The following is a 23,332-nucleotide window of genomic DNA, read 5'->3' as shown; positions in this document are numbered from 1 at the left end:
GACCCTGAGGTCGGCTCTTCAACGGCACGGCAGCCTTATTCGGCAGCAGGGGCCTCGACAGCAACAGCCTCGGCAACCGGGGCGGCAGCTTCGGTCGGTGCATTCGCTTCCTTGATGGAGAGACGCACACGGCCCTGACGGTCCACTTCCAGTACCTTCACCTTCACCACATCACCGATCTTCAGGAAGTCGGCCACGTTTTGCACGCGGGCATCGGTGATCTGGGAGATGTGTACCAGACCGTCTTTACCCGGCAGGATATTGACGAAGGCACCGAAGTCAGCCAGACGCACAACCTTGCCTTCGTAGATGCGGTTCACTTCGATCTCGGCTGTGATGGCCTCGATGCGACGAATGGCTTCCATGGCGGCTTCATTGGCAACGGCGGAGATGCGGACGGTACCGTCATCATCCAGCTCGATGTTGGTGCCAGTCTCTTCGGTCAGGGCGCGGATCACGGAACCACCCTTGCCGATCACATCCTTGATCTTCTCAGGATTGATCTTGATGGTGTGGATACGCGGTGCGAAATCGGAGATTTCGCTACGCGGCGCCTGGATGGCCTCGTCCATGACCTTCAGGATGTGCAGGCGAGCGCCACGGGCTTGCTTGAGGGCAATCTCCATGATCTCTTTGGTGATGCCTTCGATCTTGATGTCCATCTGCAGCGCAGTGATACCCAGGGTAGTACCGGCCACCTTGAAGTCCATGTCGCCCAGGTGATCTTCATCACCCAGGATGTCGGACAGCACGACGAAACCTTCTTCTTCCTTCACCAGACCCATGGCGATACCGGCAACGGAGGCCTTGATCGGCACACCCGCGTCCATCAGCGCCAGGGAGGAACCACAGACGGAAGCCATGGAGGAGGAACCGTTGGATTCGGTGATTTCAGAGACCACGCGCACCACGTACGGGAACTCGGCGGCGCTCGGCATCACGGCAGCAACGCCGCGCTTGGCCAGACGACCGTGACCGATTTCACGACGCTTCGGGCTACCCATCATGCCGGTCTCACCGACGCAGTACGGCGGGAAGTTGTAGTGCAGCATGAAGCGGTCGGCACGGTGGCCAGCCAGCTCGTCGATGTTCTGGGCGTCACGCTCGGTACCCAGGGTCGCAACGACGATGGCCTGAGTCTCACCACGGGTGAACAGGGCGGAGCCGTGAGCACGGGGCAGGATGCCGGTGCCAACGGACAGGGCGCGGATCATTTCCGGATCGCGACCATCGATGCGCGGCTCGCCACGGACCACACGGCCACGGACGATGCGGCTTTCCAGGCTGTGGAACTCTTCGCCAATCTTCTTGGCGTCATCTTCCACACCGGCGGCGATCACTTGCTCGACCACGCGCTGCTTGATGGCACCGATGGCGGCGTAACGCACGGCCTTCTCGGTGATGCGGTAGGCTTCACCCAGCTCGGCGGTCGCCAGCTCGGCAATCTTGGCCTTGAGCGCTTCGTTGGTCGCAGGCGGGGTCCAGTCCCACGGCTGGGTGCCCACATCGGCGGCGAATTCGTTGATGGCGTTGATCACGACTTGCATCTGCTCGTGGCCATAAACAACGGCGCCCAGCATCACTTCTTCAGAGAGGATGGCCGCTTCGGATTCCACCATCAGTACCGCGTTGGCGGTACCGGCAACCACCAGATCCAGATCGCTCTGGGGCAGTTCGGCAGTGGTCGGGTTCAACACATACTGACCGTTCATGTAGCCCACGCGAGCAGCCGCAATCGGACCGCCGAACGGGATGCCGGAGATGGCCAGTGCAGCAGAGGCACCGATCATGGCAACGATGTCCGGGGAAACCAGCGGGTTCACGGACATGACGGTGGCAACCACCTGAACCTCATTGAGGAAGCCTTCCGGGAACAGCGGACGAATAGGACGGTCGATCAGGCGGGAGGTGAGGGTTTCGCCTTCGCTCGGACGGCCTTCACGACGGAAGAAACCACCCGGGATACGACCAGCAGCATAGGTACGCTCCTGGTAGTTGACGGTCAGCGGGAAGAAATCGCGACCGTGATCGGCCTCTTTCTTGCCTACTACGGTCACAAATACGCAGGTATCGTCCATGCTGACCATAACGGCCGCAGTGGCTTGACGGGCCATCACACCGGTTTCCAGAGTGACGGTGTGTTGACCGTACTGGAATGACTTTACAATAGGATTCACGTGAATTTCCTTTTTACAATTTGGCTCTTTAAATTCGCGTGCAAGTATACTTGATTCGAACCAAAAGGTAAGCAGTGACACAAATTCTGTGAAGCCGGCAACAGCCTGACGCGCAATAAAAAAGGGGAACCCTGAGGTTCCCCTTTTTCGCGAAATCTGATGGTCGATTAACGACGCAGACCCAGCTTGGCGATCAGAGCAGCGTAACGCTGAACATCTTTACGCTTCAGGTAGTCCAGCAGCTTGCGACGCTGGGAAACCATGCGCAGCAGACCACGACGACCGTGGTGATCTTTAGCGTGCTCTTTGAAGTGACCTTGCAGATGGTTGATCTGGGCAGTCAGCAGGGCAACCTGCACTTCGGGGGAGCCAGTGTCGTTGGCGCAACGAGCGTTGTCAGCAACGATGGAAGCTTTGATCTCAGCATTTAGAGACATGGTATTACTCCAAGTAGAGTGTTTAAAGGTTCACAGCCAATCTCTAATTCAGCCGTGAAATGAGGGCGGTATCATAATCGTCCCCGTCACTTTTCGCAACGGGAAAGACGCCCAGATACCGCCGGAGGATCACTCCTCGTCGTGATCGTCGTGGTAGCGCACCAGACGCTTGGGGGCAACCCGCCCTTCGTCGTCGATCTCGCCCACCCCGATGAACTCACGTTCAGGGCCGACCGTCATGCGGACCTGGCCGCTTTGCGGCGCCCCGGCAACCTGCACGGCCTGTCCCTGGTTCACATAGGCAGCCACCGCCGCCAGCATGTTCACCTCGGGCAGCGCGGCCACGGCGGTATCCATCGGCAGCAACAAGGGGTCAAGCTGTTCCCGTGGCGGGATACTCTCGGCCTTCGCCTGCTCGAAGATGCACTCGAGTTGTTCCAGAGTCAGCATCCGCTCATAGGGATAACTGGCCACTTGGGTGCGGCGCAGCTGGGTGACGTGGGCGCCACAGCCCAGCACTTCGCCCAGATCGTCCACCAGGGAGCGAATGTAGGTGCCTTTGCTGCAGTGCACCTCCAGCTTGACCTCATCCCCTTCAAAGCTGATGAGCTTGAGCTCGAACACTGTGATGGGGCGGGCTTCCCGCTCGATCTCTATGCCTTCGCGGGCATATTCGTAGAGCGGGCGACCGTTGTGCTTGAGGGCGGAGTACATGGACGGCACCTGCATGATGGGGCCGCGGAACTGGTCCAGCGACTCGATCAGGGTGCCCACGGCCACGTTCACCGGCCGGGTGGAGACCACCTCGCCGTCGGAGTCGCTGGTGTTGGTGCGCTCGCCCAGTTTGGCGGTCACCTCATAGCGCTTGTCCGCTTCCAGCAGATACTGGGAGAACTTGGTGGCTTCACCGAGGCAGATCGGCAGCATGCCGGTCGCCAGCGGATCCAGGGCGCCGGTGTGACCGGCCTTGGCGGCGTTGTAGATCCGCTTGACCTTCTGCAACACATCGTTGGAGGTCAGACCGGTCGGCTTGTCCAGCAGCAGGATGCCGTGTACGTCACGACCCTTGAAACGGCGTCTACGAGACATCTCAGGCTTTATCCTCTGTATCATCCGGTGCGGCTTCGTCTTCTTCACGGCCGGCTTCGGCCATGCGACGCTTGTCGTCACGCACTGTGTTGGACACCAGGTTGGAGATGCGCATCCCCTCGACCAGGGTCTGGTCGTAGTAGAAGCGCAGCTCGGGCACCACCCGCAGGCGCATGGCGCTGCCGAGCAGGCTGCGGATGTAGCCGGCCGCTTCGGTCAGGCCCTTGAGCCCTTCCGCGATGCGCTCGGCATCGATATCCAGCTGCAAGAAGGTGACATAAACCTTGGCATAGTTGAGGTCCTTGGACACTTCCACGTCCGAGACGGTTACCATGCCGATGCGCGGGTCCTTGACCTCACGCTGCAAGATCAGCGCGATTTCACGCTGGATCTGCTGGCCGACCCTGTTGGTCCGGCTGAATTCTCTGGCCATATTCTATCCTGCGATAAAAGGGGGCCGCGGCCCCCTATTTTGTCTAACTCTCGGCTTACAGAGTCCGTTGAATTTCAATGGTCTCGTAAACTTCGATCTGGTCGCCTTCGCGTACGTCGTTGTAGTTCTTGACCGCGATACCACACTCGTAACCGTTGCGGACTTCGTTGACGTCATCCTTGAAGCGGCGCAGGGATTCCAGCTCGCCTTCATAGATAACCACGTTGTCACGCAGAACACGGATACGGTTGGAGCGCTTGACCACACCTTCGGTAACCATACAGCCGGCAACGGCGCCGAACTTGGGTGACTTGAAGACACTACGCACTTCAGCCAGACCGATGATCTCCTGACGATACTCAGGAGCCAGCTTGCCGCTCATGGCCTGCTTCACTTCGTCAATCAAATCATAGATGACGGAGTAGTAACGCAGATCCAGGCTCTCGGACTCGATGACCTTGCGCGCAGATGCGTCGGCACGGACGTTGAAGCCCACCAGGATGGCGCTGGAAGCCGCTGCCAGAGTGGCGTCGGTTTCGGTGATGCCACCGACACCCGAGCCCACGATCTTGACCTTGACTTCGTCGGTAGAGAGCTGGACCAGCGCATCGCAAATCGCTTGCACCGAACCCTGTACGTCGGCCTTGATCACCACGTTCACTTCGGACACTTCGCCCTCGGTCATGTTGGCGAACATGTTTTCCAGCTTGGCCTTCTGCTGGCGAGCCAGCTTGACGTCGCGGAACTTGCCCTGACGATAGAGTGCCACTTCACGGGCCTTCTTCTCGTCACGTACAACGGTGGCTTCATCACCAGCAGACGGCACCCCGGACAGACCCAGGATTTCCACCGGCAGGGACGGACCCGCTTCCTTGATTTCACGACCCAGTTCGTCACGCATGGCACGGATACGACCGTATTCCAGACCACACAGTACGATGTCGCCCTGGCGCAGAGTACCTTCTTGTACCAGCACGGTGGCAACCGGACCACGACCCTTGTCCAGGAAGGATTCGATCACGACGCCGCTGGCCATGCCATCGACAACCGCTTTCAATTCCAGCACTTCGGACTGGATCAGGATAGCTTCCAGCAGGTCGTCGATGCCTTCGCCAGACTTGGCGGAGACGTGAACGAACTGGCTGTCGCCACCCCAGTCTTCGGACATGACGTTGTAACGGGACAGCTCGGTCTTGACGCGATCCGGATCGGCTTCAGGCTTGTCGATCTTGTTGACCGCAACCACGATGGGCACTTCAGCCGCCTTGGCGTGCTGGATGGCTTCGATGGTCTGCGGCATGACGCCGTCATCGGCAGCAACAACCAGAACGACGATATCGGTCGACTTGGCACCACGAGCACGCATGGAGGTAAAGGCCGCGTGACCCGGGGTATCCAGGAAGGTGATCATGCCACTGTCGGTTTCGACGTGGTAAGCACCGATATGCTGGGTGATACCACCGGCTTCGCCAGCAGCTACCTTGGCTTTACGGATGTAGTCGAGCAGCGAGGTCTTGCCGTGGTCGACGTGACCCATGATGGTCACGACAGGTGCGCGCGGCTTGGCTTCGGAGGTCTCGTCACGATCGGACAGTACCGCCTCTTCCAGCTCGTTCTCACGACGCAGCACAACCTTGTGACCCATCTCTTCGGCGACCAGCTGAGCTGTCTCCTGATCGATCACCTGGTTGATGGTCGCCATGGCGCCCATCTTCATCATCGCCTTGATGACTTCCACGCCCTTGACGGCCATCTTGTTGGCCAGTTCGGCCACTGTGATGGTTTCGCCGATGACGACGTCACGGTTAACCACGGCAGCAGGCTTGTTGAAGCCGTGCTTCATGGCATTGGGCATGGCCACCTTGCCGCGCTTGCCTTTACGGGCACGCGGGTTGCGGGAGTCGCGATCATCTTCACGACGACCGGCCTTTTTCGGCGCCTTGACGGCGGCGGCGGCGGTACGACGGCTGGTCTCTTCCTTCCGATCCAACTCGTCTTCTGCGGCTTGCGCATGCTTGTTGGTGGTCAGATGATAGTCACTGCTCTCTTTGGCGCGAGCAGCTTCTTCTTCAGCCCAGCGAGGGCCGTTTTGTTCCGCCATGACGCGAGCCTCTTCGGCTTTCTTCGCGGCGAGTTCTTCTGCTTTTTGCAAAGCGGTTTGATCCTGTTGGCGCTTCAGTTCTTCTGCTTCGCGCTTGGCCATCTTTTCTGCCTCTTGCTGAGCTGTGCTACTGGCTGCTTTGGCGGGCTGTGGAGCCTGTCGAGCCTTTTGTTGTGCCTCGATCCGCGCCTTTTCCTCAGCTTCACGACGAGCCTGCTCAGCCTCACGGCGAGCCTTCTCTTCAGCATCGAGACGAACCTTGTTTTCGGCCTCGCTACGAGCTTTTTCTTCTGCTTCCAAACGCGCTGTTTCCTCGGCTTCCGCCTGGCGCTGTTCATCTTCCAGCGCCGAGCGTCTTACGTAGGTGCGAGATTTACGCACTTCAACCTGCACTTCCTTGTTTTTGCCGCCAGTCCCCTGAACACTGATGGTGCTCTTGGTCTTGCGCTGCAAAGTCATGCGGGCAGGTGCGGTGACCTCGTCACCTCCATGCTGTTTCTTCAGATGGGTCAGCAGAGTCTGTTTCTCAGACTCACTGACCATGTCGTCGGCCTTGCTCTTGCTGATACCGGCATCGACAAACTGCTGGAGAAGACGATCAACCGGTGTGTCGATGTCAGTGGCAAGTTGTTTGACTGATACTTCTGCCATTCATTTTCCTCCGTTTGATCTTACTCAGACTGCTCTTCTCCGAACCAACAGATATTACGAGCAGCCATAATCAGCTCACCGGCTTTCTCTGCCGTCAGCTCTTCAATATCAGCAAGGTCATCAATGCCTTGCTCTGCCAAATCTTCCAGGGTGCCGATACCGCGAGCGGCCAGGGCATACGCCATGTCACGGCCAAGGCCGTTCAGATTGAGCAGATCTTCGGAAGGTTCTACACCTTCAAAGGATTCTTCTTTGGCCAAAGCTTTGGTGGTCAGCGCATTCTTGGCGCGCTGGCGCAGCTCTTCAACCATGTCTTCGTCCAGGCCATCAATGGCCAGCAGCTCGTTGACCGGTACGAAGGCGATCTCTTCCAGGGTAGAGAAGCCTTCTTCCATCAGCAGACCGGCGAAATCGTCGTCGATATCGAGGGTGCTGGTGAACAGGGTCAGGATGCGGTCGTTCTCGGCCTGGTGCTTGGCACGCATGTCCTCAATGGTCATGACGTTCAGCTCCCAACCGGTCAGCTGGGATGCCAGACGCACGTTTTGACCGTTGCGACCGATGGCCTGGGCCAGATTGGCGGCTTCCACGGCGATGTCCATGGTGTGGTTGTCTTCATCCACTATGATGGAGGCCACATCGGCGGGCGCCATGGCATTGATCACGTATTGTGCGGGGTTGTCATCGTACAAAACGATGTCTGCGCGCTCACCGCTCAGCTCGGCGGAGACGGCTTGCACACGGGCACCACGCATGCCGATACAGGCACCAATCGGGTCAATACGACGATCGTTGGTCTTCACCGCGATCTTGGCGCGGGAGCCCGGGTCACGGGCGGCGCCCATGATTTCGATCATCTCTTCACCGATTTCCGGTACTTCGATGCGGAACAGCTCTTTCAGGAAGTCCGGGCTGGAACGGCTGACGAACAGCTGGGAACCACGGGCTTCGGGACGCACGGCGTAGAGCAGGCCACGGATGCGGTCGCCCGGACGGAAAGTCTCGCGCGGCAGCATGTCGTCACGGAAGATCACGGCCTCGGCATTGCTGCCCAGATCCAGGATCACGTTGTCACGGTTGCTCTTCTTGACCACACCACTGATGATGGTGCCTTCCTTGTCCTTGAACTGGTCAACGACTTGGGAACGCTCGGCTTCGCGCACTTTCTGCACGATAACCTGTTTGGCGGTCTGGGTGGTGATACGGTCGAAGGTCACAGAATCGATCTGGTCTTCTACATAGTCACCGAGCTGGATCTCGGGCTGCTCTATCTGAGCGGCTTCAAGGGTGATTTCACCGTACGGGTTCTCCATTGCAGCCTGATCGGCCACAACAACCCAGCGACGATAGGTATCGTAGTCACCGGTCTTGCGATCGATTTCGACCCGAACTTCAATCTCGCCTTCATATTTTTTCTTGGTCGCAGTCGCCAGCGCGGTCTCCAGAGCCTGGAAAATTTTCTCGCGGGGCACAGCTTTCTCGTTGGATACTGCGTCAACGACCAGCAAAATCTCTTTATTCATATCCGATAGCCTCGTTAACCAAAGTTCGGCACTATGTTCGCTTTTTGGATATTGGTGAAAGCCAACACGTCGTCCTTACCATCTACTGTCAGGGTGATCATGTCGCCTTGCACAGCTTTGATTACGCCTTTGAACTTGCGGCGGTTATTTGTTGCCATCCGCAGCTGCACCGCCGCCTCTTGGCCAACGTATTTTTCGAACTGGGCAACCTTGAACAGCGGACGATCCAGACCAGGGGAGGATACTTCCAGGAAGTATTCTTCTGTGATGGGATCCTCGACATCCATGATGGCGCCAACCTGATGGCTGACTTCAGCACAGTTCTCGACAGTCACACCATTCTCGCCGTCGATAAAGACACGCAAAGTGGAGTGGTTACCCGCGCGGATAAACTCAATACCCCAAAGTTCAAAACCCAAGGCAACGACCGGAGCCTCGAGCAGATCGGTCAAACGTTGTTCCAACGTAGCCAAAGTCACCCTCCGAAAAACAAAAAAAGGGCATAAAGCCCAGATAGAGATCGATTCAGAGTAAATCGCACATAACAAAAAGCCCCGATGTCAAATCGGGGCTTGGCGCTTTACCCTGATTGTCGCCTCGCAGCGACCGCCTTCCTGAGCGTAGGAAATGCGTGAAATTTGGTTGCGGGGGCCGGATTTGAACCGACGACCTTCGGGTTATGAGCCCGACGAGCTACCATGCTGCTCCACCCCGCGTCCGAAATCGTGCGAGATTATAGCCAGTTCATTCTCTTCACACAAGACTGACTGACTATAATATACCCGGTTACCCGAGCTCACTACTTAATTGGTGCCGTGGGCGGGACTCGAACCCGCACACCCTAGAGCACTACCCCCTCAAGATAGCGTGTCTACCAATTCCACCACCACGGCAAAACTCACTTATTCGGGAACGTCAGTGTCTTTCTTTACTGGCGCTTTGGTCTGCTCAACCTGTTTGGTTTGTTGCAGATTTTCCCATTCACTACCCTGCTTGACCTTGTTGCTGGACATAGAGCCGAGCACCAAGCTAATCAGAAAGAACAGAGTAGCCAAAATTGCTGTTGTTCGGGTCAGGAAACTGCCTGATCCACCGGAGCCGAATACGGTATTCGATGCCCCTGCGCCGAAGGAGGCGCCCATGTCAGCCCCTTTACCTTGCTGAATCATCACCAGACCAATCAGAGCCAGTGAAACCAGCAGATAAACGACTAAAAGAATTTCGTACATTTAACTTGCACCCTTTGCCGCTTCAACAATTCCTAAAAACGTCTTGTCATCGAGACTCGCTCCACCAATCAGGCCGCCATCAATGTCGGGCTGGGCAAACAAATCTCTCGCATTGGTCGGTGTCACGCTCCCACCATAGATGATTCTAACTTTCTCACCTATTACCGGAGTATCCTCCGCCAAGCGACCACGTATAAAGGAATGAACCTCTTGTGCCTGCTCGGGTGTGGCGCATTTACCTGTACCTACAGCCCAAATCGGCTCGTAGGCGATGATAGCATTATCGAAAGCCATCGCGCCATTTTTCTCTATGACGATGTCCAGCTCTTCGGCGATCACCTCGAAGGTTCTTCTCGCCTGCCTCGCCGCGCCCGATTCACCCAAACAGAGGATGGGGATCAAGCCTGCAGATCTGGCTGCCGCAAACTTCTCTGCGACGATAAAGCTGGTCTCACCAAAGAGACGCCTGCGCTCGGAGTGTCCTACCAATACGTAACGACACCCTGCCTCAACCAGCATCTGACACGAGACTTCACCCGTGTAAGCGCCAGCCTGGTGCTGACTCACATTCTGAGCCCCCAACTTCATCACCTTCTGCTCGTTGAGCAGCGCGGCCGTGAAGTCGAGATGCACATGGGATGGACACAAGACCACATCTACTCGCTCATCCATGCCTAGCAGGCACTGGCCAGTAAACTGCTCTAACTGCGACCTACTACCGTGTAACTTCCAGTTGGCGGCTACAAACGGCTTGCGATGTCCCATCGGCAACTCCCTTGCGAAAGCGGGGCTGATAATATCCAGAGGATTGTCAGCTGACAAGCGCTATTTTTGAATTTTCGAATCGTTTGAACAAGATACAACCAGGGCGGCTAAAAAGCCGCCCACTTTGTTCATTAAAACGCCGATTCGACCTGTTGAGCAATGCGTTGTGCCATGTCACGCACCTGCTGCTCATGCTCACCTTCCACCATGACCCGGATCAGAGGTTCGGTACCGGATTTGCGTAGCAGAACACGGCCACGGCCAGCCAGCTCCTGTTCCACTCGGGCTACTTCCTGGTTGACGGCATCAGCCGCCAGCGGATCCTTGCCCTCGGCAAAACGGACGTTCACCAGCACCTGCGGGAACTTGCTCATACCGGAACGCAGCTTGGCCAGCGGCATCTCGGCGGTGCAGATGGCCATCAGTACCTGCAGGGCGGCGACGATACCATCCCCTGTGGTGGTCTGATCCAGGCAGATGATGTGACCGGAGTTTTCCCCCCCGATACGCCAGCCCTTCTCGTTCATCATCTCCAGCACGTAGCGGTCACCCACCTTGGCACGGGCGAACGGGATCCCCAGAGTCTGTAGCGCCAGCTCCAGGCCCATGTTGGCCATCAGGGTACCGACGACCCCGCCCTTGAGGCGGCCGTTGCGCAGCGCATCGCGGGCGATGATGTAGAGGATCTCGTCACCGTCGATGATGTAACCCGTGTGGTCCACCATCACCAGGCGATCGCCGTCACCGTCGAAGGCCACGCCCAGATCCGCTTTGCACTCCAGCACCTTGGCTGCCAGTGCCTCGGGAGCGGTAGAGCCAACACCATCGTTGATGTTGAGGCCATCCGGGCTGCAACCGATGGCTATCACCTCGGCGCCCAGCTCGCGGAAGACGGAAGGGGCTATGTGATAGGTAGCGCCATTGCCGCAGTCGACCACCATTTTCAGCCCTTCCAGGCTCAGATGGGAGGGGAAGGTACTCTTGCAGAACTCGATGTAACGACCCGCCGCATCCTCGATGCGCACGGCTTTGCCCAAATCGGCAGACTCGACGCACTTGATCTCGTGATCCAGCTCGGCTTCGATAGCCATCTCGACCTCGTCAGGCAGCTTGGTGCCATCGGCGGAGAAGAACTTGATGCCGTTGTCATAGTAAGGGTTGTGGGAGGCGCTGATGACGATGCCGGCCTCGGCACGGAAGGTGCGGGTCAGGTAGGCAACGGCCGGGGTGGGCATGGGGCCCATCAGTATCGCTTTGAGACCGGCGGCAGAGAGACCTGCTTCGAGCGCGGACTCCAGCATGTAGCCGGAGATGCGGGTGTCCTTGCCGATCAGCACCTTACGGGTGCCCTTCTTGGAGAGCACCTTGCCCGCGGCCCAACCCAGTTTCATCACGAAATCAGGGGTGATCGGGAATTCGCCAACCTTGCCGCGGACACCATCGGTGCCAAAATACTTTCTTGCCATTGTCTGTTCTCGTTTTTTATTTGGATATGAAATCTTGTCCCGTCATTACCATCCAGCCGGCGCGCAGGGCATCCATGGTCTCTCGCACATCGTGCACCCGGATGATCCGGGCACCATGCTGCATCCCGATGAGGGCGCAGGCCAGACTGCCGGCCAACCGTTCATCAACCGAGCGACCGAGCAGGTTGCCTATCATAGACTTTCGCGACATACCGACCAAGAGCGGAAGCTGGTAATCGAGCAACTTCTCCTGCCAGGCCAGCAGTTGATAGTTGTGCGCCAGCGTCTTGCCAAAACCATAGCCCGGATCCAGCAACAGCTGCTGACGCCTTATCCCGGCGGCCAGACAGGCGGCGATGCGTTCGTCGAAGAAGGCCCTCACCTCCCCCAGCAGGTCGTCATAGTGGGGTTCGGCCTGCATGGTTCTCGGCTGGCCTTGCATGTGCATGAGGCACACGGGTACATCAGCTTCTGCGGCGGCGGCCAGGGCACCGGGTTCGAGCAAGGCCCGCACGTCGTTGATAAGGTGGGCCCCCGCCTTGCAGCCTTCCCGCATCACGGCGGCCTTGGAGGTATCGAGGGAGATCATCACATCCAGCTCGGCGACCATCCGCTCGACCACGGGGATCACCCTGTCCAGCTCATCCTGCTCGCTTACGTCGGGGGCACCCGGACGCGTCGACTCCCCGCCGATGTCGATAAGTGTTGCCCCCTCGGAGATCATCTGGCGAGCATGGGCCATGGCCCGGTCAATCTGATTGAAATTGCCGCCATCGGAGAAGGAGTCAGGTGTCACATTGAGGATCCCCATCACATGGGGACGATCGAGGGAGAGGCTGAGCCCCTTGCTGGTTAGCTGCATCTTCGCTTCCATTTACATAAAGAAAAACCCCGGGACCAGCCCGGGGTTTGCATCATCACGATTTATTTGGCCGGGAGATCGTTGGCCTTGTCGATGTCGACATCCGCCACCGGCTCCACGTCGGTCACTGCCGGTTTGGCATCCGCCGCGACAGTGGCACCGCCTTGCGGCGTGTCGCTGTGCTCGTCATGCCAGTTGCTGGGAGCACGCACCTCGCGACGGGCCATCAGATCGTCGATCTGCTTGGCGTCGATGGTTTCGTACTTCATCAGCGCATCTTTCATGGTGTGCAACACGTCCATGTTGTCCAGCAGGATCTGCTTGGAACGGGCGTAGTTGCGATCGATGACCTGCTTGACCTCGGCATCGATGACGCGCGCCGTGTCGTCGGACATGTGCTTGGCCTTGGCCATGCTGCGACCGAGGAACACTTCGCCATCTTCTTCCGCATAGAGCATGGGGCCGAGACGCTCGGACATGCCCCACTGGGTGACCATCTTGCGGGCGATGTCGGTCGCACGCTCGATATCGTTGGACGCACCGGTCGATACCTTCTCGGCACCGTAGATCAGCTCTTCCGCCAGACGACCGCCGTACAGGCTGGAGATCATCGACTCCAGGTGCTGCTTGGAGTGGCTCCAGCGATCCTGCTCCGGCAGGTACATGGTCACACCCAGCGCACGACCGCGCGGAATGATGGAGACCTTGTAGACAGGGTCATGATCCGGCACCAGACGGCCAATAATAGCGTGACCGGCTTCGTGATACGCAGTCATCTCCTTCTCGGAGTCTCTCATCACCATGGAGCGACGTTCAGCACCCATCATGATCTTGTCCTTGGCCTTCTCGAATTCGGCCATGGAGACCACACGACGGCTTTCACGTGCAGAGAAGAGAGCCGCTTCGTTGACCAAGTTGGCCAAGTCAGCACCGGAGAAACCTGGGGTACCACGGGCAATCAGCGCCGCATTGACGTCATCTGCCAACGGAACCTTGCGCATGTGCACTTTCAGGATCTGTTCGCGACCACGGACATCCGGCAGACCCACCACAACCTGACGGTCGAAACGGCCTGGACGCAGCAAGGCAGGGTCCAGTACATCGGGACGGTTAGTTGCAGCGATAACGATAATGCCTTCGTTACCTTCAAAACCATCCATCTCGACCAGCATCTGGTTGAGAGTCTGCTCACGTTCATCGTGACCACCACCCAAACCGGCACCACGCTGGCGACCAACCGCATCGATTTCATCGATAAAGATGATGCAGGGGGAAGATTTCTTGGCCTGCTCGAACATGTCACGCACCCGGGAGGCACCGACACCAACGAACATTTCTACGAAATCAGAACCGGAGATGGTAAAGAACGGCACTTTGGCCTCGCCGGCAATGGCTTTGGCCAGCAGAGTCTTACCGGTACCGGGAGGGCCTACCAGCAATACGCCGGTGGGGATCTTGCCACCCAGTTTCTGGAACTTGCTCGGATCGCGCAGATAGTCGACCAGCTCTTTCACCTCGTCCTTGGCCTCATCGCAACCTGCGACGTCGGCAAAGGTAGTTTTGATCTGATCTTCGCTCATCAGACGAGCCTTGCTCTTGCCAAACGACATGGCACCTTTGCCACCACCGCCCTGCATCTGACGCATGAAGAAGACCCAGACACCGATCAACAACAGCATCGGGAACCAGGAGATGAAGATAGAGGTCAGCAAAGACGGCTCTTCCGGCTTCTCACCCATCACTTTGACATTGTGATTGAGCATGTCGTTGAGCAGCTGGGGATCCGGCGCCGGTATGATGGTGGTGAAGCGTTCACCAGTGCGCTTGACGCCATTAATGACCTTGCCATCCATCCGTACTTCACGGATCTGCTCTTGGGTCACTTCTTTAACGAAGCTGGAATAGTCCAGCTGGCGACTGGTGGTATCGCTGGGGCTGAAGCTATTGAACACCGACATCAACACGACGGCGATGACCAGCCACAGGATTAGGTTTTTCGCCATGTCACTCAAATCAATGACCTCGCAGACTGACAGTTAACGATGAAGGTTAGGGTACTACAGTTTAAAACCGGTAGCCACAATGTAGACTTCTCGTGAACGGGCACGAGACGAGTCTGGTTTACGAATCTTGACAGCAGAGAAAAGCTTACGAATTTCATTGAGATAGGCATCGAACCCCTCTCCCTGGAATACCTTCACCACGAAGCTGCCATTACTGCGCAATACCTGGTTGCACATGTCGAGCGCCAGCTCGACCAGGTACATGGCGCGGGCCTGATCCACCTGCTGGGTGCCACTCATATTGGGCGCCATATCAGACATGACCAGGTCCACCTTGTCCGGACCGACACGGGCCAGCAAGGCACCGAGTACAGTTTCCTCCCGAAAGTCCCCTTGCAGGAAATCGACACCGGCAATGGGATCCATCGGCAAAATATCACACGCGATGACCCGTCCATCGTCACCCACCTGCTCAACGGCAAACTGGGACCAGCCACCCGGGGCCGCCCCCAGATCCACCACTGTCATGCCGGTACGGAGCAATTTGTCCTTGCCCTGGATCTCATCAATCTTGAAAACAGCGCGGGAACGCAGCCCCAACTTCTGGGCTTTTTTGACGTATTGATCGTCGAAATGTTCTTTTAACCAGCGGCTTGAGCTGGGGGAACGTTTTTTCTGGGTCATGATTGTCGACTTTAAAAAACCACAAGGGTTATTAGTATTAAGGGCTAAGTGGGGGTAGAATACGCCCCTTTCAACCCTGACTTATGAAGAAATTGCCATGATTCTCAACAATAAACAGAAACAGTACCTCAAGGGCCTTGCCCACAGTCTGAAGCCCGTTGTCCTGCTGGGTCAACATGGTCTGACCGAAGGCGTACTGGCCGAGATCGATCTGGCCCTGAACTACCACGAGTTGATCAAGGTTAAGGTTGCGTCTGAAGATCGTGAGATGAAACAACTGGTTATGGATGCAATTGTCCGTGAAACCGGCGCGGTCAAGGTACAGAGCATCGGCCACGTGCTGACCATCTATCGTCAGGCCAACGAGCCGAAAATCCAACTGCCCCGCAAGTAACAGGAAAGAGCCTCGCTCTTTCCTTCATTTCCCTTCTTCCCAAGTCGCTTGCCAAAGTAGTCTCCAGGCCCTTAACCTGCGATGAATACTCGTGGACACCCCGCTATGGATCACCATCAGATTCTCACCGAAGATGAACTGGCCATGTTACGGGACTTGGGGAGCAATCAGGAGACGGCCGCCGGACAATCCCTGAGCGGTTATCTCGCCACTCCCTTGCTCGGACTGCTGCAACGCGCCGATCAACTGGTGCTCGAAGCCCGCTTCGCCGGGCACCAACTCCGCTTTCCGCTGCGTTTCACCCAGGGAGACGATGGCTTTGTCGAGCCACGCATCGCCGCGCCCGTCATCAAGGAGCTGGGTTATCCCCATCTGCGCGCCTGGCGCCTCGACCAAAAGGCGCGTCTGAAGGTGGCCGATGCCGAGTATCTGGTGCACAGCCTGTCGCTGGACGGCTTGGTGGTGGAGGGCTTGCCCACCGGCCTGACGGTCGGCGCCACCCTCAGCGGCACCTTGCTCATTCAGGAACTGGCCCCGCTGCCCCTCTGCGCCGAGCTGGTCAGGCACATCCACCAGCGCAATGGCGTGCAAGGCTGGGCACTGCACTTCCAGATGGCCAAGCCGGATCTTGAGCAACTGCGCAGCTGGATGTTCGAGCGCCATCAGGATGCCTTCACCCAGGCCTACCAACCCCGCTAAATACAAACAGGGGAGCCGGGCTCCCCTGTTGCTGGCATGACCCTACCTCAGAGGTAGGCAACTTCCAGGATCTCGTACTCCACATCACCGGCAGGCGTCTTGACGATGGCAACATCATCCACTTCCTTGCCAATCAGGGCACGGGCGATGGGCGAGTTTACCGAAATCATGTTCTGTTTGATGTCAGATTCGTCGTCACCCACGATACGGTAGACAACTTCTTCTTCCGTCTCGCTTTTCAGCAGGGTCACGGTCGCCCCGAAGATGACGCGGCCATTGTTGGTCATCTTGGTGACATCGATCACCTGGGCGTTGGAGAGCTTGCTCTCAATTTCCTGAATACGGCCTTCACAGAAGCCTTGCTGCTCACGGGCAGCATGGTACTCGGCGTTTTCTTTCAGATCACCATGTTCACGGGCATCTGCAATCGCTTCGATAATCTGCGGACGAAGCTCGCTCTTCAGATAATCGAGCTCTTGACGCAGCTTTTCAGCGCCGCGAACAGTCATCGGAGTATGATTCATAGTCGAAACCTGGGTTGCTTGAAAAGAGAAGCTGCGGCTATCAAAGAGAGCCGCAGCTATCGGTTCGGATGAGGCATCTTAATATGAAGCTGGCACAAAATCCATGTCAGTCCCTGCGAGCCGGATCGCGATTTGCCATCAATACTACTTCTGCTCAGAGACGCCGATTGGCGCCGATACTGTCGGTTTACCCTGCATGATGGCGATCTCCACCCGCCTGTTCATGCGCCGGTTTTCCGGGGTCGTGTTCGGCACCAGCGGCTGGGAATCCGCCATGCCCTGCACCACCAGTCGCCCACCATCGAAGCCGGGTACCTTGATCATCTGATGGGCCACCGCCACCGCACGCTGGGAAGAGAGCTCCCAGTTGGACTGAAACAACTCATCTTCGGTGGCCACATTATCGGTATGACCCGAGATGGTAATTTCCCCTGGCACATCCTTGAGCAGCGTCGCCACCTTGCGCACCACGGGCCAGAACTGGGGCTGCAGAAAGGCGGAACCGGCCGGGAAAGCCGCTTTCTCGCGGATCCGTATGATAATCTGCTGACCCAGCGCCTCCACCTCTATGGCGCCATCCTGGATCTGCGCCTTCATCTGTTCCGCCAGCTCCTTGGCCAGCGCGTTGGACTGCTCCTGCTGTTTCTGCGCTTTCTGTTGGGTATCCCCCCCCACCAGCTTGTCTTCGCTTTTGTCATGGCCTCCGGCCTGATCGGCATCACCGGGCTGGAAATCCAGTTCGGTCTGGGTCATGTCGATGGTCTGCTGCATGATGGTATCGATAGGCGTCGGCTCGGGGCGACCCGGCCTGAACTCCTGAGCGATGACAGAAGTCCCTTTGGGGATGTCTTTGACCTCCAAAATATTCTGTACCCCGAACGCCTTCTCCATGGAGCCGGCGATCTGCTTGAACTTTTGCACATCCATCTCGGCGAAGGAGAGCAGCAGCACGAAGAAGCACATCAACAGCGACATCAGATCGGCAAAGGTGCCCATGTAACCGGGCAGACCAGGTGGCGGACACTTGCACTTAGCCATGGGGATTACTCGCTGCCATTGTTGCGTTTGGACTGGTTCAGGTAATTTTGCAGCATGGATTGTATCACCCGCGGGTTCTGACCATCCTGAATGCCCATGATGGCGTCCAGCACAAGACAGCGGCTCAGTTGCTCTTCACCGCTACGCAGCTCCAGCTTGTCGGCGATGGGGATCGCAATCATGTTGGCCTCAATGGCACCATAGAGTGTGGTGAGCAAGGCCACCGCCATGGCAGGGCCTATGGATTTGGGATCGCTCATGTTGGCCAGCATGGCGACCAGTCCCACGAGCGTGCCTATCATGCCCATGGCGGGCCCCAGATCCCCTAACGCACGAAAGACCTTGATGGCGATGACGTGCCGTTCGGCGGTGAGCTCAATGTCCTTCTCCATCACGGCGCGGATGACATCGGCGTCGTGCCCGTCCACCAGCATGTCGATACCTTTTTTCATGAAGCCATTCGGCACTTCGGCGGCTTCCAGCGCCAAGAACCCCCCTTTGCGGGCCGCATCTGCCAGTTCAACCGCCTTGATGATGAGATCGTCGAGCTTGTCGCCCTTGTAGATGAACGCCTTGCCTGCCACCTTGAACGCCATCAGGAACTGACCGATGTTGAACTTCATCATGCAGATAAAGAGGGAACCCAGTATGGTGATGTAGACGGAAGGCATATCGACGTACATGCTCATGGGCCCCCCCAGCAGCATGCCGTACACTACGACTCCAAATCCCAGCACTATGCCAATCAGACTACCTAGATCCACATCCCTACTCCTGTCAGCTGAATTTGTTGTGTCTGCAATTTGTTGAATTTTCTGCTATTGGCTCATCAGCGGCAAGGGCCGCCACATTTTTCCTTGTTCACAAGATGGCTTATTATCGGCCACTTTTCCGAGAGTTTAAGTCGACCGCACTTTTCAGCCTCCCCCCTGCCCTCCGTCGATGTTAAGATAAGCCGTTTTTTTCAATCCCCGAGGATGAACATGGCCAGTAAAAAAATCGACCGCCTGAGTTTTGATGCCACTCTGGAAGAGCTGGAGACCATAGTTCATCAACTGGAACAAGGTTCCTTACCGCTGGAAGAGGCGCTCAAGCAGTTCGAACAGGGTGTTCATCTGGTGCGGGCTGGCCAGCAGAAGCTGGAACAGGCCGAACAGAAGATCCAGATCCTGCTGACTCAGGCCGATGGCACAGAGCACGCGGCCCCCTTCCAGCCAGAGCAAGGAGAGGAATGAGTGACGCTGGACGACTTTTCCCGTCTGCATCGTCAACGTATTGACGACTGTCTGTCTGCACAACTTGAATCCTTGCCCGCCATGGCACCCCGTCTGCGCGATGCCATGCGCTACGGCCTGCTGCTGGGCGGCAAGCGAGTGCGGCCCTTCTTGGTCTACGCCGTGGGCGAGATGCTGGGCGTCAAGAGCGAGCTGCTGGATGGCCCAGCCGCCGCAGTAGAGTGCATCCACGCCTACTCCCTGCTGCACGACGACCTGCCCGCCATGGACAACGACGACTTGCGTCGCGGCAAACCGACCGTGCACAAGGCATTTGACGAAGGCACCGCCATCCTGGCCGGCGATGCCCTGCAGACCCAGGCCTTTGCCATTCTGGCCGATCATCCCATGCCGACCGAACTAATGGCCAACCGGGTACGCATGCTGAGCGCGCTTGCCCGCGCCTCGGGATATCTGGGCATGTGTGGTGGTCAGGCGCTGGATCTGCAGGCTGAAGGCCGCCAGATCAGCCTGCCCGAGCTGGAGCAGGTGCATCGCCACAAGACGGGCGCCCTGATCGAATGCGCCGTGGCACTGGGTGCTCTGTGCAAGCCTGACGTGGACGACGTGACCCTGGCGGCACTGCAAACGTACGCAGCCGCCATCGGACTGGCCTTCCAGGTGCAGGACGACATCCTCGACATTACGGGCGATACCGCCACTCTTGGCAAGCCACAAGGCTCGGATCTGGCACAGGAGAAGAGCACCTATCCAGCACTGCTCGGACTCGACAATGCCCGTGAGCTGGCTCGCGAACTGCACGGTAAAGCCTTAACAGCCTTGCAATCTTTGCCCTACAATACCGACATTCTGGAAGCGTTTGCCGATTACATCATCGAGCGAACCCACTAAACGCTGGATAACAGTAACAATATGAGCGTTGATATAAGCAATTTCCCCAACCTGGCCCTCGCGGATACGCCGGTCGAGTTGCGATCCCTGCCCAAAGAGCGGCTACCCATTCTGTGCGAAGAGCTGCGCGAGTATCTGCTGCGTTCGGTGAGCCGCTCCAGCGGTCACTTCGCCTCCGGCCTTGGCACAGTCGAGCTGACGGTGGCGCTGCACTACGTCTACAACACCCCCTTCGATCGGCTGGTGTGGGACGTGGGCCATCAGGCCTATCCCCACAAGATCCTGACCGGTCGGCGCGAGCGCATTCACACCATTCGCCAGAAAGATGGCCTGCACCCCTTCCCCTGGCGGGAAGAGAGCGAGTACGACGTGCTCAGCGTGGGCCACTCCAGCACCTCCATAGGTGCTGCCCTTGGCATGGCCGTGGCGGCCGAGAGCGAAGGGCTGGGGCGCAAGGTGGTGGCGGTGATCGGTGACGGCGCCATCACGGCCGGCATGGCCTTCGAGGCGCTCAATCACGCCGGCGATGTCCACAAGGACATGCTGGTGGTGCTCAACGACAACGAAATGTCCATCTCCGAGAATGTCGGGGCGCTCAACAACCACCTGGCTCGCATCATGTCGGGCAAGCTCTACACCACCATCCGCGAGGGGGGCAAGAAGGTGCTGGCCGGTCTGCCGCCGGTCAAGGAGCTGGCCAAGCGGGCCGAGGAGCACCTCAAGGGGATGGTGGTGCCCGGCACCCTGTTCGAGGAGTTCGGCTTCAACTACATAGGCCCCATCGACGGCCATGACATCAACGCCCTGGTCGAGACCCTTCGCAACATGCGCAACCTCAAGGGGCCGCAGCTGCTGCACGTCAAAACCAAGAAGGGCAAGGGCTACGAGCCCGCCGAAAAGGATCCCATCGGCTATCACGCCGTACCCAAGTTCAATCCCGATGAGTGTGCCCTGCCCAAGAGCGCCGGCGGCAAGCCGACCTTCTCCGCCATCTTCGGCCAGTGGTTGTGCGACATGGCCGCCAAAGACGAACGGCTGGTCGGCATCACCCCCGCCATGCGCGAGGGATCTGGGCTGGTCAAGTTCAGCCAGCAGTATCCGGATCGCTACTTCGACGTGGCCATCGCCGAGCAACATGCGGTCACCTTCGCCGCCGGTCTTGCCATCGCCGACAAGAAACCCGTGGTCGCCATCTATTCGAGCTTCCTGCAACGGGCCTATGACCAGCTGATCCACGACGTGGCGCTGCAGAACCTGCCGGTGCTGTTCGCCATCGACCGCGCCGGACTGGTGGGTGCCGATGGTCCGACCCATCAGGGGGCGTTCGATATCAGCTTCCTGCGCACCGTGCCCAACATGGTGGTGATGACGCCGTCCGACGAGAACGAGTGTCGCCAGATGCTCTACACCGGCTATCAGTGCAACCAGCCCGCAGCGGTGCGCTACCCTCGTGGCAGTGGCTGCGCTACCGAGATCCTGAGCGAGATGACGGCACTTGAGCTCGGCAAGGGCCGGGTCATTCGCCAAGGTCAGGGAACCGCCATACTGGCGTTCGGCACCCTGCTGCATCAAGCCAGGGCCGCCGCCGAGGCGCTCGATGCCACCCTGGTGGACATGCGCTTCGTCAAGCCGATGGATGAGGTACTGGTGCTGTCGCTTGCCACCAACCATGACCAGTTCGTGACCATAGAGGACAATGCCATCATGGGCGGTGCCGGCTCGGCGGTGAACGAACTGCTGATGCGCAACAAGCGGTGCAAGCCTGTGCTCAATCTGGGGCTGCCGGATCGCTTCGTGGAGCAAGGTACCCAGGAGGAGATCTATGCGCTGTTGGGACTCGACAGCACTGGCATTCAAACCAGCATCGAAGCCTGGCTGCAGGCCTGACCCAGCACATTGACACGCAAAGAAAGAAGGGCGCCTGATGGCGCCCTTCTTGTTATCCATTATTTCAAACCTGTGCACACACTGTCGCGATAATGGCGTCAGCAAGGTGAAGAGCGGCGCAGGAACCGGAGCGTATAGACATACGTGAGGATTCCGAGCAGCACATGAGCCTTGATCACGCCCTCGCAGTAAGTGTGCGGACTGGTTTTTATCAGCCCTTGTAGATCTTCGGGTTGAACACATCCCGCAGCCAGTCGCCCAGCAGGTTGATGACCAGCACCAGCACCACCAGACAGATACCCGGGAAAGCAGTGATCCACCAAGAGCCGGAGAAGATGTAGTTGAAGCCCACGCTGATGAGCGACCCAAGCGATGGCTGATCCACCGGCATACCAAGCCCGAGGAAGGAGAGTGCCGCCTCGCTCATGATGGCGTTGGCCACCTGCACGGTGGAGATCACCAGGATGGGCGACAGGCAGTTCGGCAGTATGTGACGGAACATGATGCGCGGGGCGCGGAACCCCATCACCTTGGCCGCTTCTACATACTCCTTCTTCTTCTCCGCCAGCACGGAGGCACGTACCGTCCGGGCGTACTGCGGCCACTCGGCGATGCCGATGATCACCACCAGCATCAGGATGGCAAACTTCGAGTAGAACTCGGAACCAAAGGTTGCCTGGAAGATGGCGGAGATGATGATGGCCACCATCATGGTGGAGAACGACAGCTGTACGTCGGCAAAACGCATCAGCAGGCTGTCGATGCGACCACCGAAGTAGCCGGCGATCAGCCCGATGACGATACCGAGCACCAGTTGCAGCCCCACCGCGAACAACCCTATGGTCAGCGAGATTCGGGCACCGTAGAGGATGGTACTCCAGATGTCGCGGCCCTGGTTGTCGGTGCCGAGCCAGAAACGTGCCTCGCCCCCATCCAGCCAGGAGGGCGGCAGCTCCGCATCCATCAGATCGAAACTGGTCTGGTCATAGACGTTGTGCGGCGCCAGCCAGGGCGCCAACAGCGCCGCCAGCACGAACACCACGAACACGGCGAAGCTGAACATGGCTACTTTATCGCGCAGGAAGTAGTAGACGATGTCAGAGTTCTTGAATCGAGCCCAACGGCTTGGGCTCGCAGTTACAGCATTACTCATGCGCTTACCCCTTCGTAGCCAGGTAGATAGCCGGGTTGATGACACGACCTGCATGGTTGCACCATGCCAAACAGCGGCTCACAGTCACAGC

At 58.0% G+C, this 23,332-nt stretch carries 22 protein-coding genes and 2 tRNA genes; 5 read left to right on the top strand and 19 right to left on the bottom strand.

Going from position 1 to position 23,332, the window contains the following annotated elements:
- Nucleotides 1-35: 35 nt before the first annotated feature.
- The 15 genes from pnp to rlmE all read right to left on the bottom strand — a co-directional run bounded on the left by pnp (nucleotide 36) and on the right by rlmE (nucleotide 15,420).
- Complete coding sequence (gene pnp, locus ACW5XD_RS01320; protein ID WP_456493278.1) at nucleotides 36-2,177, bottom strand: polyribonucleotide nucleotidyltransferase; 2,142 nt, start codon at nucleotides 2,175-2,177, stop codon at nucleotides 36-38.
- A gap of 167 nt (nucleotides 2,178-2,344) precedes the next feature.
- Nucleotides 2,345-2,614, bottom strand: a complete 270-nt coding sequence (gene rpsO, locus ACW5XD_RS01315; RefSeq protein ID WP_005317514.1) for a 30S ribosomal protein S15 — start codon at nucleotides 2,612-2,614, stop codon at nucleotides 2,345-2,347.
- Between the two features lie 129 nt (nucleotides 2,615-2,743).
- Nucleotides 2,744-3,703, bottom strand: coding sequence for a tRNA pseudouridine(55) synthase TruB (truB, locus tag ACW5XD_RS01310; RefSeq protein WP_043140204.1), 960 nt, complete (start codon nucleotides 3,701-3,703; stop codon nucleotides 2,744-2,746).
- A gap of 1 nt (nucleotide 3,704) precedes the next feature.
- Nucleotides 3,705-4,136 (bottom strand): 30S ribosome-binding factor RbfA, encoded by a 432-nt coding sequence (gene rbfA / locus ACW5XD_RS01305; RefSeq protein ID WP_042866616.1) that lies wholly within the window; start codon nucleotides 4,134-4,136, stop codon nucleotides 3,705-3,707.
- Nucleotides 4,137-4,191: 55 nt separating this feature from the next.
- A complete protein-coding gene (infB, locus tag ACW5XD_RS01300) occupies nucleotides 4,192-6,888 on the bottom strand; it encodes a translation initiation factor IF-2 (protein ID WP_456493277.1) in 2,697 nt (898 codons plus the stop codon).
- A gap of 20 nt (nucleotides 6,889-6,908) precedes the next feature.
- Entirely contained in the window at nucleotides 6,909-8,411 is a 1,503-nt protein-coding gene (gene nusA, locus ACW5XD_RS01295; RefSeq protein WP_456493276.1) for a transcription termination factor NusA, read from the bottom strand.
- 14 nt (nucleotides 8,412-8,425) lie between these two features.
- Nucleotides 8,426-8,884, bottom strand: a complete 459-nt coding sequence (gene rimP / locus ACW5XD_RS01290) for a ribosome maturation factor RimP (protein WP_005317527.1) — start codon at nucleotides 8,882-8,884, stop codon at nucleotides 8,426-8,428.
- Between the two features lie 166 nt (nucleotides 8,885-9,050).
- Nucleotides 9,051-9,127 (bottom strand) — tRNA-Met (locus ACW5XD_RS01285).
- Nucleotides 9,128-9,219: 92 nt separating this feature from the next.
- Nucleotides 9,220-9,304 (bottom strand) — tRNA-Leu (locus ACW5XD_RS01280).
- 9 nt (nucleotides 9,305-9,313) lie between these two features.
- Nucleotides 9,314-9,640 (bottom strand): preprotein translocase subunit SecG, encoded by a 327-nt coding sequence (gene secG, locus ACW5XD_RS01275; protein WP_456493275.1) that lies wholly within the window; start codon nucleotides 9,638-9,640, stop codon nucleotides 9,314-9,316.
- Nucleotides 9,641-10,405, bottom strand: coding sequence for a triose-phosphate isomerase (tpiA, locus tag ACW5XD_RS01270; RefSeq protein ID WP_456493274.1), 765 nt, complete (start codon nucleotides 10,403-10,405; stop codon nucleotides 9,641-9,643).
- A 131-nt stretch (nucleotides 10,406-10,536) separates the two neighbouring features.
- Nucleotides 10,537-11,871, bottom strand: a complete 1,335-nt coding sequence (gene glmM, locus ACW5XD_RS01265; RefSeq protein ID WP_456493273.1) for a phosphoglucosamine mutase — start codon at nucleotides 11,869-11,871, stop codon at nucleotides 10,537-10,539.
- A 16-nt stretch (nucleotides 11,872-11,887) separates the two neighbouring features.
- Complete coding sequence (gene folP, locus ACW5XD_RS01260) at nucleotides 11,888-12,733, bottom strand: dihydropteroate synthase (protein WP_456493272.1); 846 nt, start codon at nucleotides 12,731-12,733, stop codon at nucleotides 11,888-11,890.
- A gap of 62 nt (nucleotides 12,734-12,795) precedes the next feature.
- Complete coding sequence (gene ftsH, locus ACW5XD_RS01255; RefSeq protein WP_456493271.1) at nucleotides 12,796-14,745, bottom strand: ATP-dependent zinc metalloprotease FtsH; 1,950 nt, start codon at nucleotides 14,743-14,745, stop codon at nucleotides 12,796-12,798.
- Nucleotides 14,746-14,790: 45 nt separating this feature from the next.
- On the bottom strand, nucleotides 14,791-15,420 hold the full coding sequence (gene rlmE, locus ACW5XD_RS01250; protein WP_042866625.1) for a 23S rRNA (uridine(2552)-2'-O)-methyltransferase RlmE: 630 nt from the start codon (nucleotides 15,418-15,420) through the stop codon (nucleotides 14,791-14,793).
- Nucleotides 15,421-15,517: 97 nt separating this feature from the next.
- Here rlmE and yhbY point away from each other — a divergent pair, with 97 nt between their 5' ends.
- Both yhbY and ACW5XD_RS01240 read left to right on the top strand, forming a co-directional pair.
- On the top strand, nucleotides 15,518-15,814 hold the full coding sequence (yhbY, locus tag ACW5XD_RS01245; protein WP_042035811.1) for a ribosome assembly RNA-binding protein YhbY: 297 nt from the start codon (nucleotides 15,518-15,520) through the stop codon (nucleotides 15,812-15,814).
- A gap of 105 nt (nucleotides 15,815-15,919) precedes the next feature.
- On the top strand, nucleotides 15,920-16,513 hold the full coding sequence (locus ACW5XD_RS01240; RefSeq protein WP_456493270.1) for a PilZ domain-containing protein: 594 nt from the start codon (nucleotides 15,920-15,922) through the stop codon (nucleotides 16,511-16,513).
- A gap of 47 nt (nucleotides 16,514-16,560) precedes the next feature.
- Here the strand turns inward: ACW5XD_RS01240 and greA are convergent, their stop codons facing one another.
- The 3 genes from greA to pomA all read right to left on the bottom strand — a co-directional run bounded on the left by greA (nucleotide 16,561) and on the right by pomA (nucleotide 18,839).
- The gene (gene greA, locus ACW5XD_RS01235; RefSeq protein WP_456493269.1) at nucleotides 16,561-17,037 is read right to left on the bottom strand and encodes a transcription elongation factor GreA; all 477 of its coding nucleotides are present in this window, start codon (nucleotides 17,035-17,037) and stop codon (nucleotides 16,561-16,563) included.
- A gap of 144 nt (nucleotides 17,038-17,181) precedes the next feature.
- The gene (locus ACW5XD_RS01230) at nucleotides 17,182-18,075 is read right to left on the bottom strand and encodes a flagellar motor protein MotB (protein WP_456493268.1); all 894 of its coding nucleotides are present in this window, start codon (nucleotides 18,073-18,075) and stop codon (nucleotides 17,182-17,184) included.
- A 5-nt stretch (nucleotides 18,076-18,080) separates the two neighbouring features.
- Complete coding sequence (gene pomA, locus ACW5XD_RS01225; protein WP_456493267.1) at nucleotides 18,081-18,839, bottom strand: flagellar motor protein PomA; 759 nt, start codon at nucleotides 18,837-18,839, stop codon at nucleotides 18,081-18,083.
- Between the two features lie 219 nt (nucleotides 18,840-19,058).
- Here pomA and xseB point away from each other — a divergent pair, with 219 nt between their 5' ends.
- The 3 genes from xseB to dxs are packed head-to-tail and all read left to right on the top strand — an operon-like array spanning nucleotide 19,059 to nucleotide 22,088.
- Nucleotides 19,059-19,310, top strand: a complete 252-nt coding sequence (gene xseB / locus ACW5XD_RS01220; RefSeq protein ID WP_456493266.1) for an exodeoxyribonuclease VII small subunit — start codon at nucleotides 19,059-19,061, stop codon at nucleotides 19,308-19,310.
- A complete protein-coding gene (gene ispA, locus ACW5XD_RS01215; RefSeq protein ID WP_456493265.1) occupies nucleotides 19,311-20,201 on the top strand; it encodes a (2E,6E)-farnesyl diphosphate synthase in 891 nt (296 codons plus the stop codon).
- A 21-nt stretch (nucleotides 20,202-20,222) separates the two neighbouring features.
- A complete protein-coding gene (gene dxs / locus ACW5XD_RS01210; RefSeq protein WP_456493264.1) occupies nucleotides 20,223-22,088 on the top strand; it encodes a 1-deoxy-D-xylulose-5-phosphate synthase in 1,866 nt (621 codons plus the stop codon).
- A 211-nt stretch (nucleotides 22,089-22,299) separates the two neighbouring features.
- Here dxs and ACW5XD_RS01205 read toward each other — a convergent pair whose 3' ends face one another.
- Complete coding sequence (locus tag ACW5XD_RS01205) at nucleotides 22,300-23,241, bottom strand: ABC transporter permease (RefSeq protein ID WP_456493263.1); 942 nt, start codon at nucleotides 23,239-23,241, stop codon at nucleotides 22,300-22,302.
- Nucleotides 23,242-23,332 lie beyond the last annotated feature (91 nt).

Source organism: Aeromonas enterica, assembly GCF_054052465.1.
Note: the sequence above shows the minus strand (reverse complement) of the source record. Positions and strands in the feature narration are given on the sequence as shown.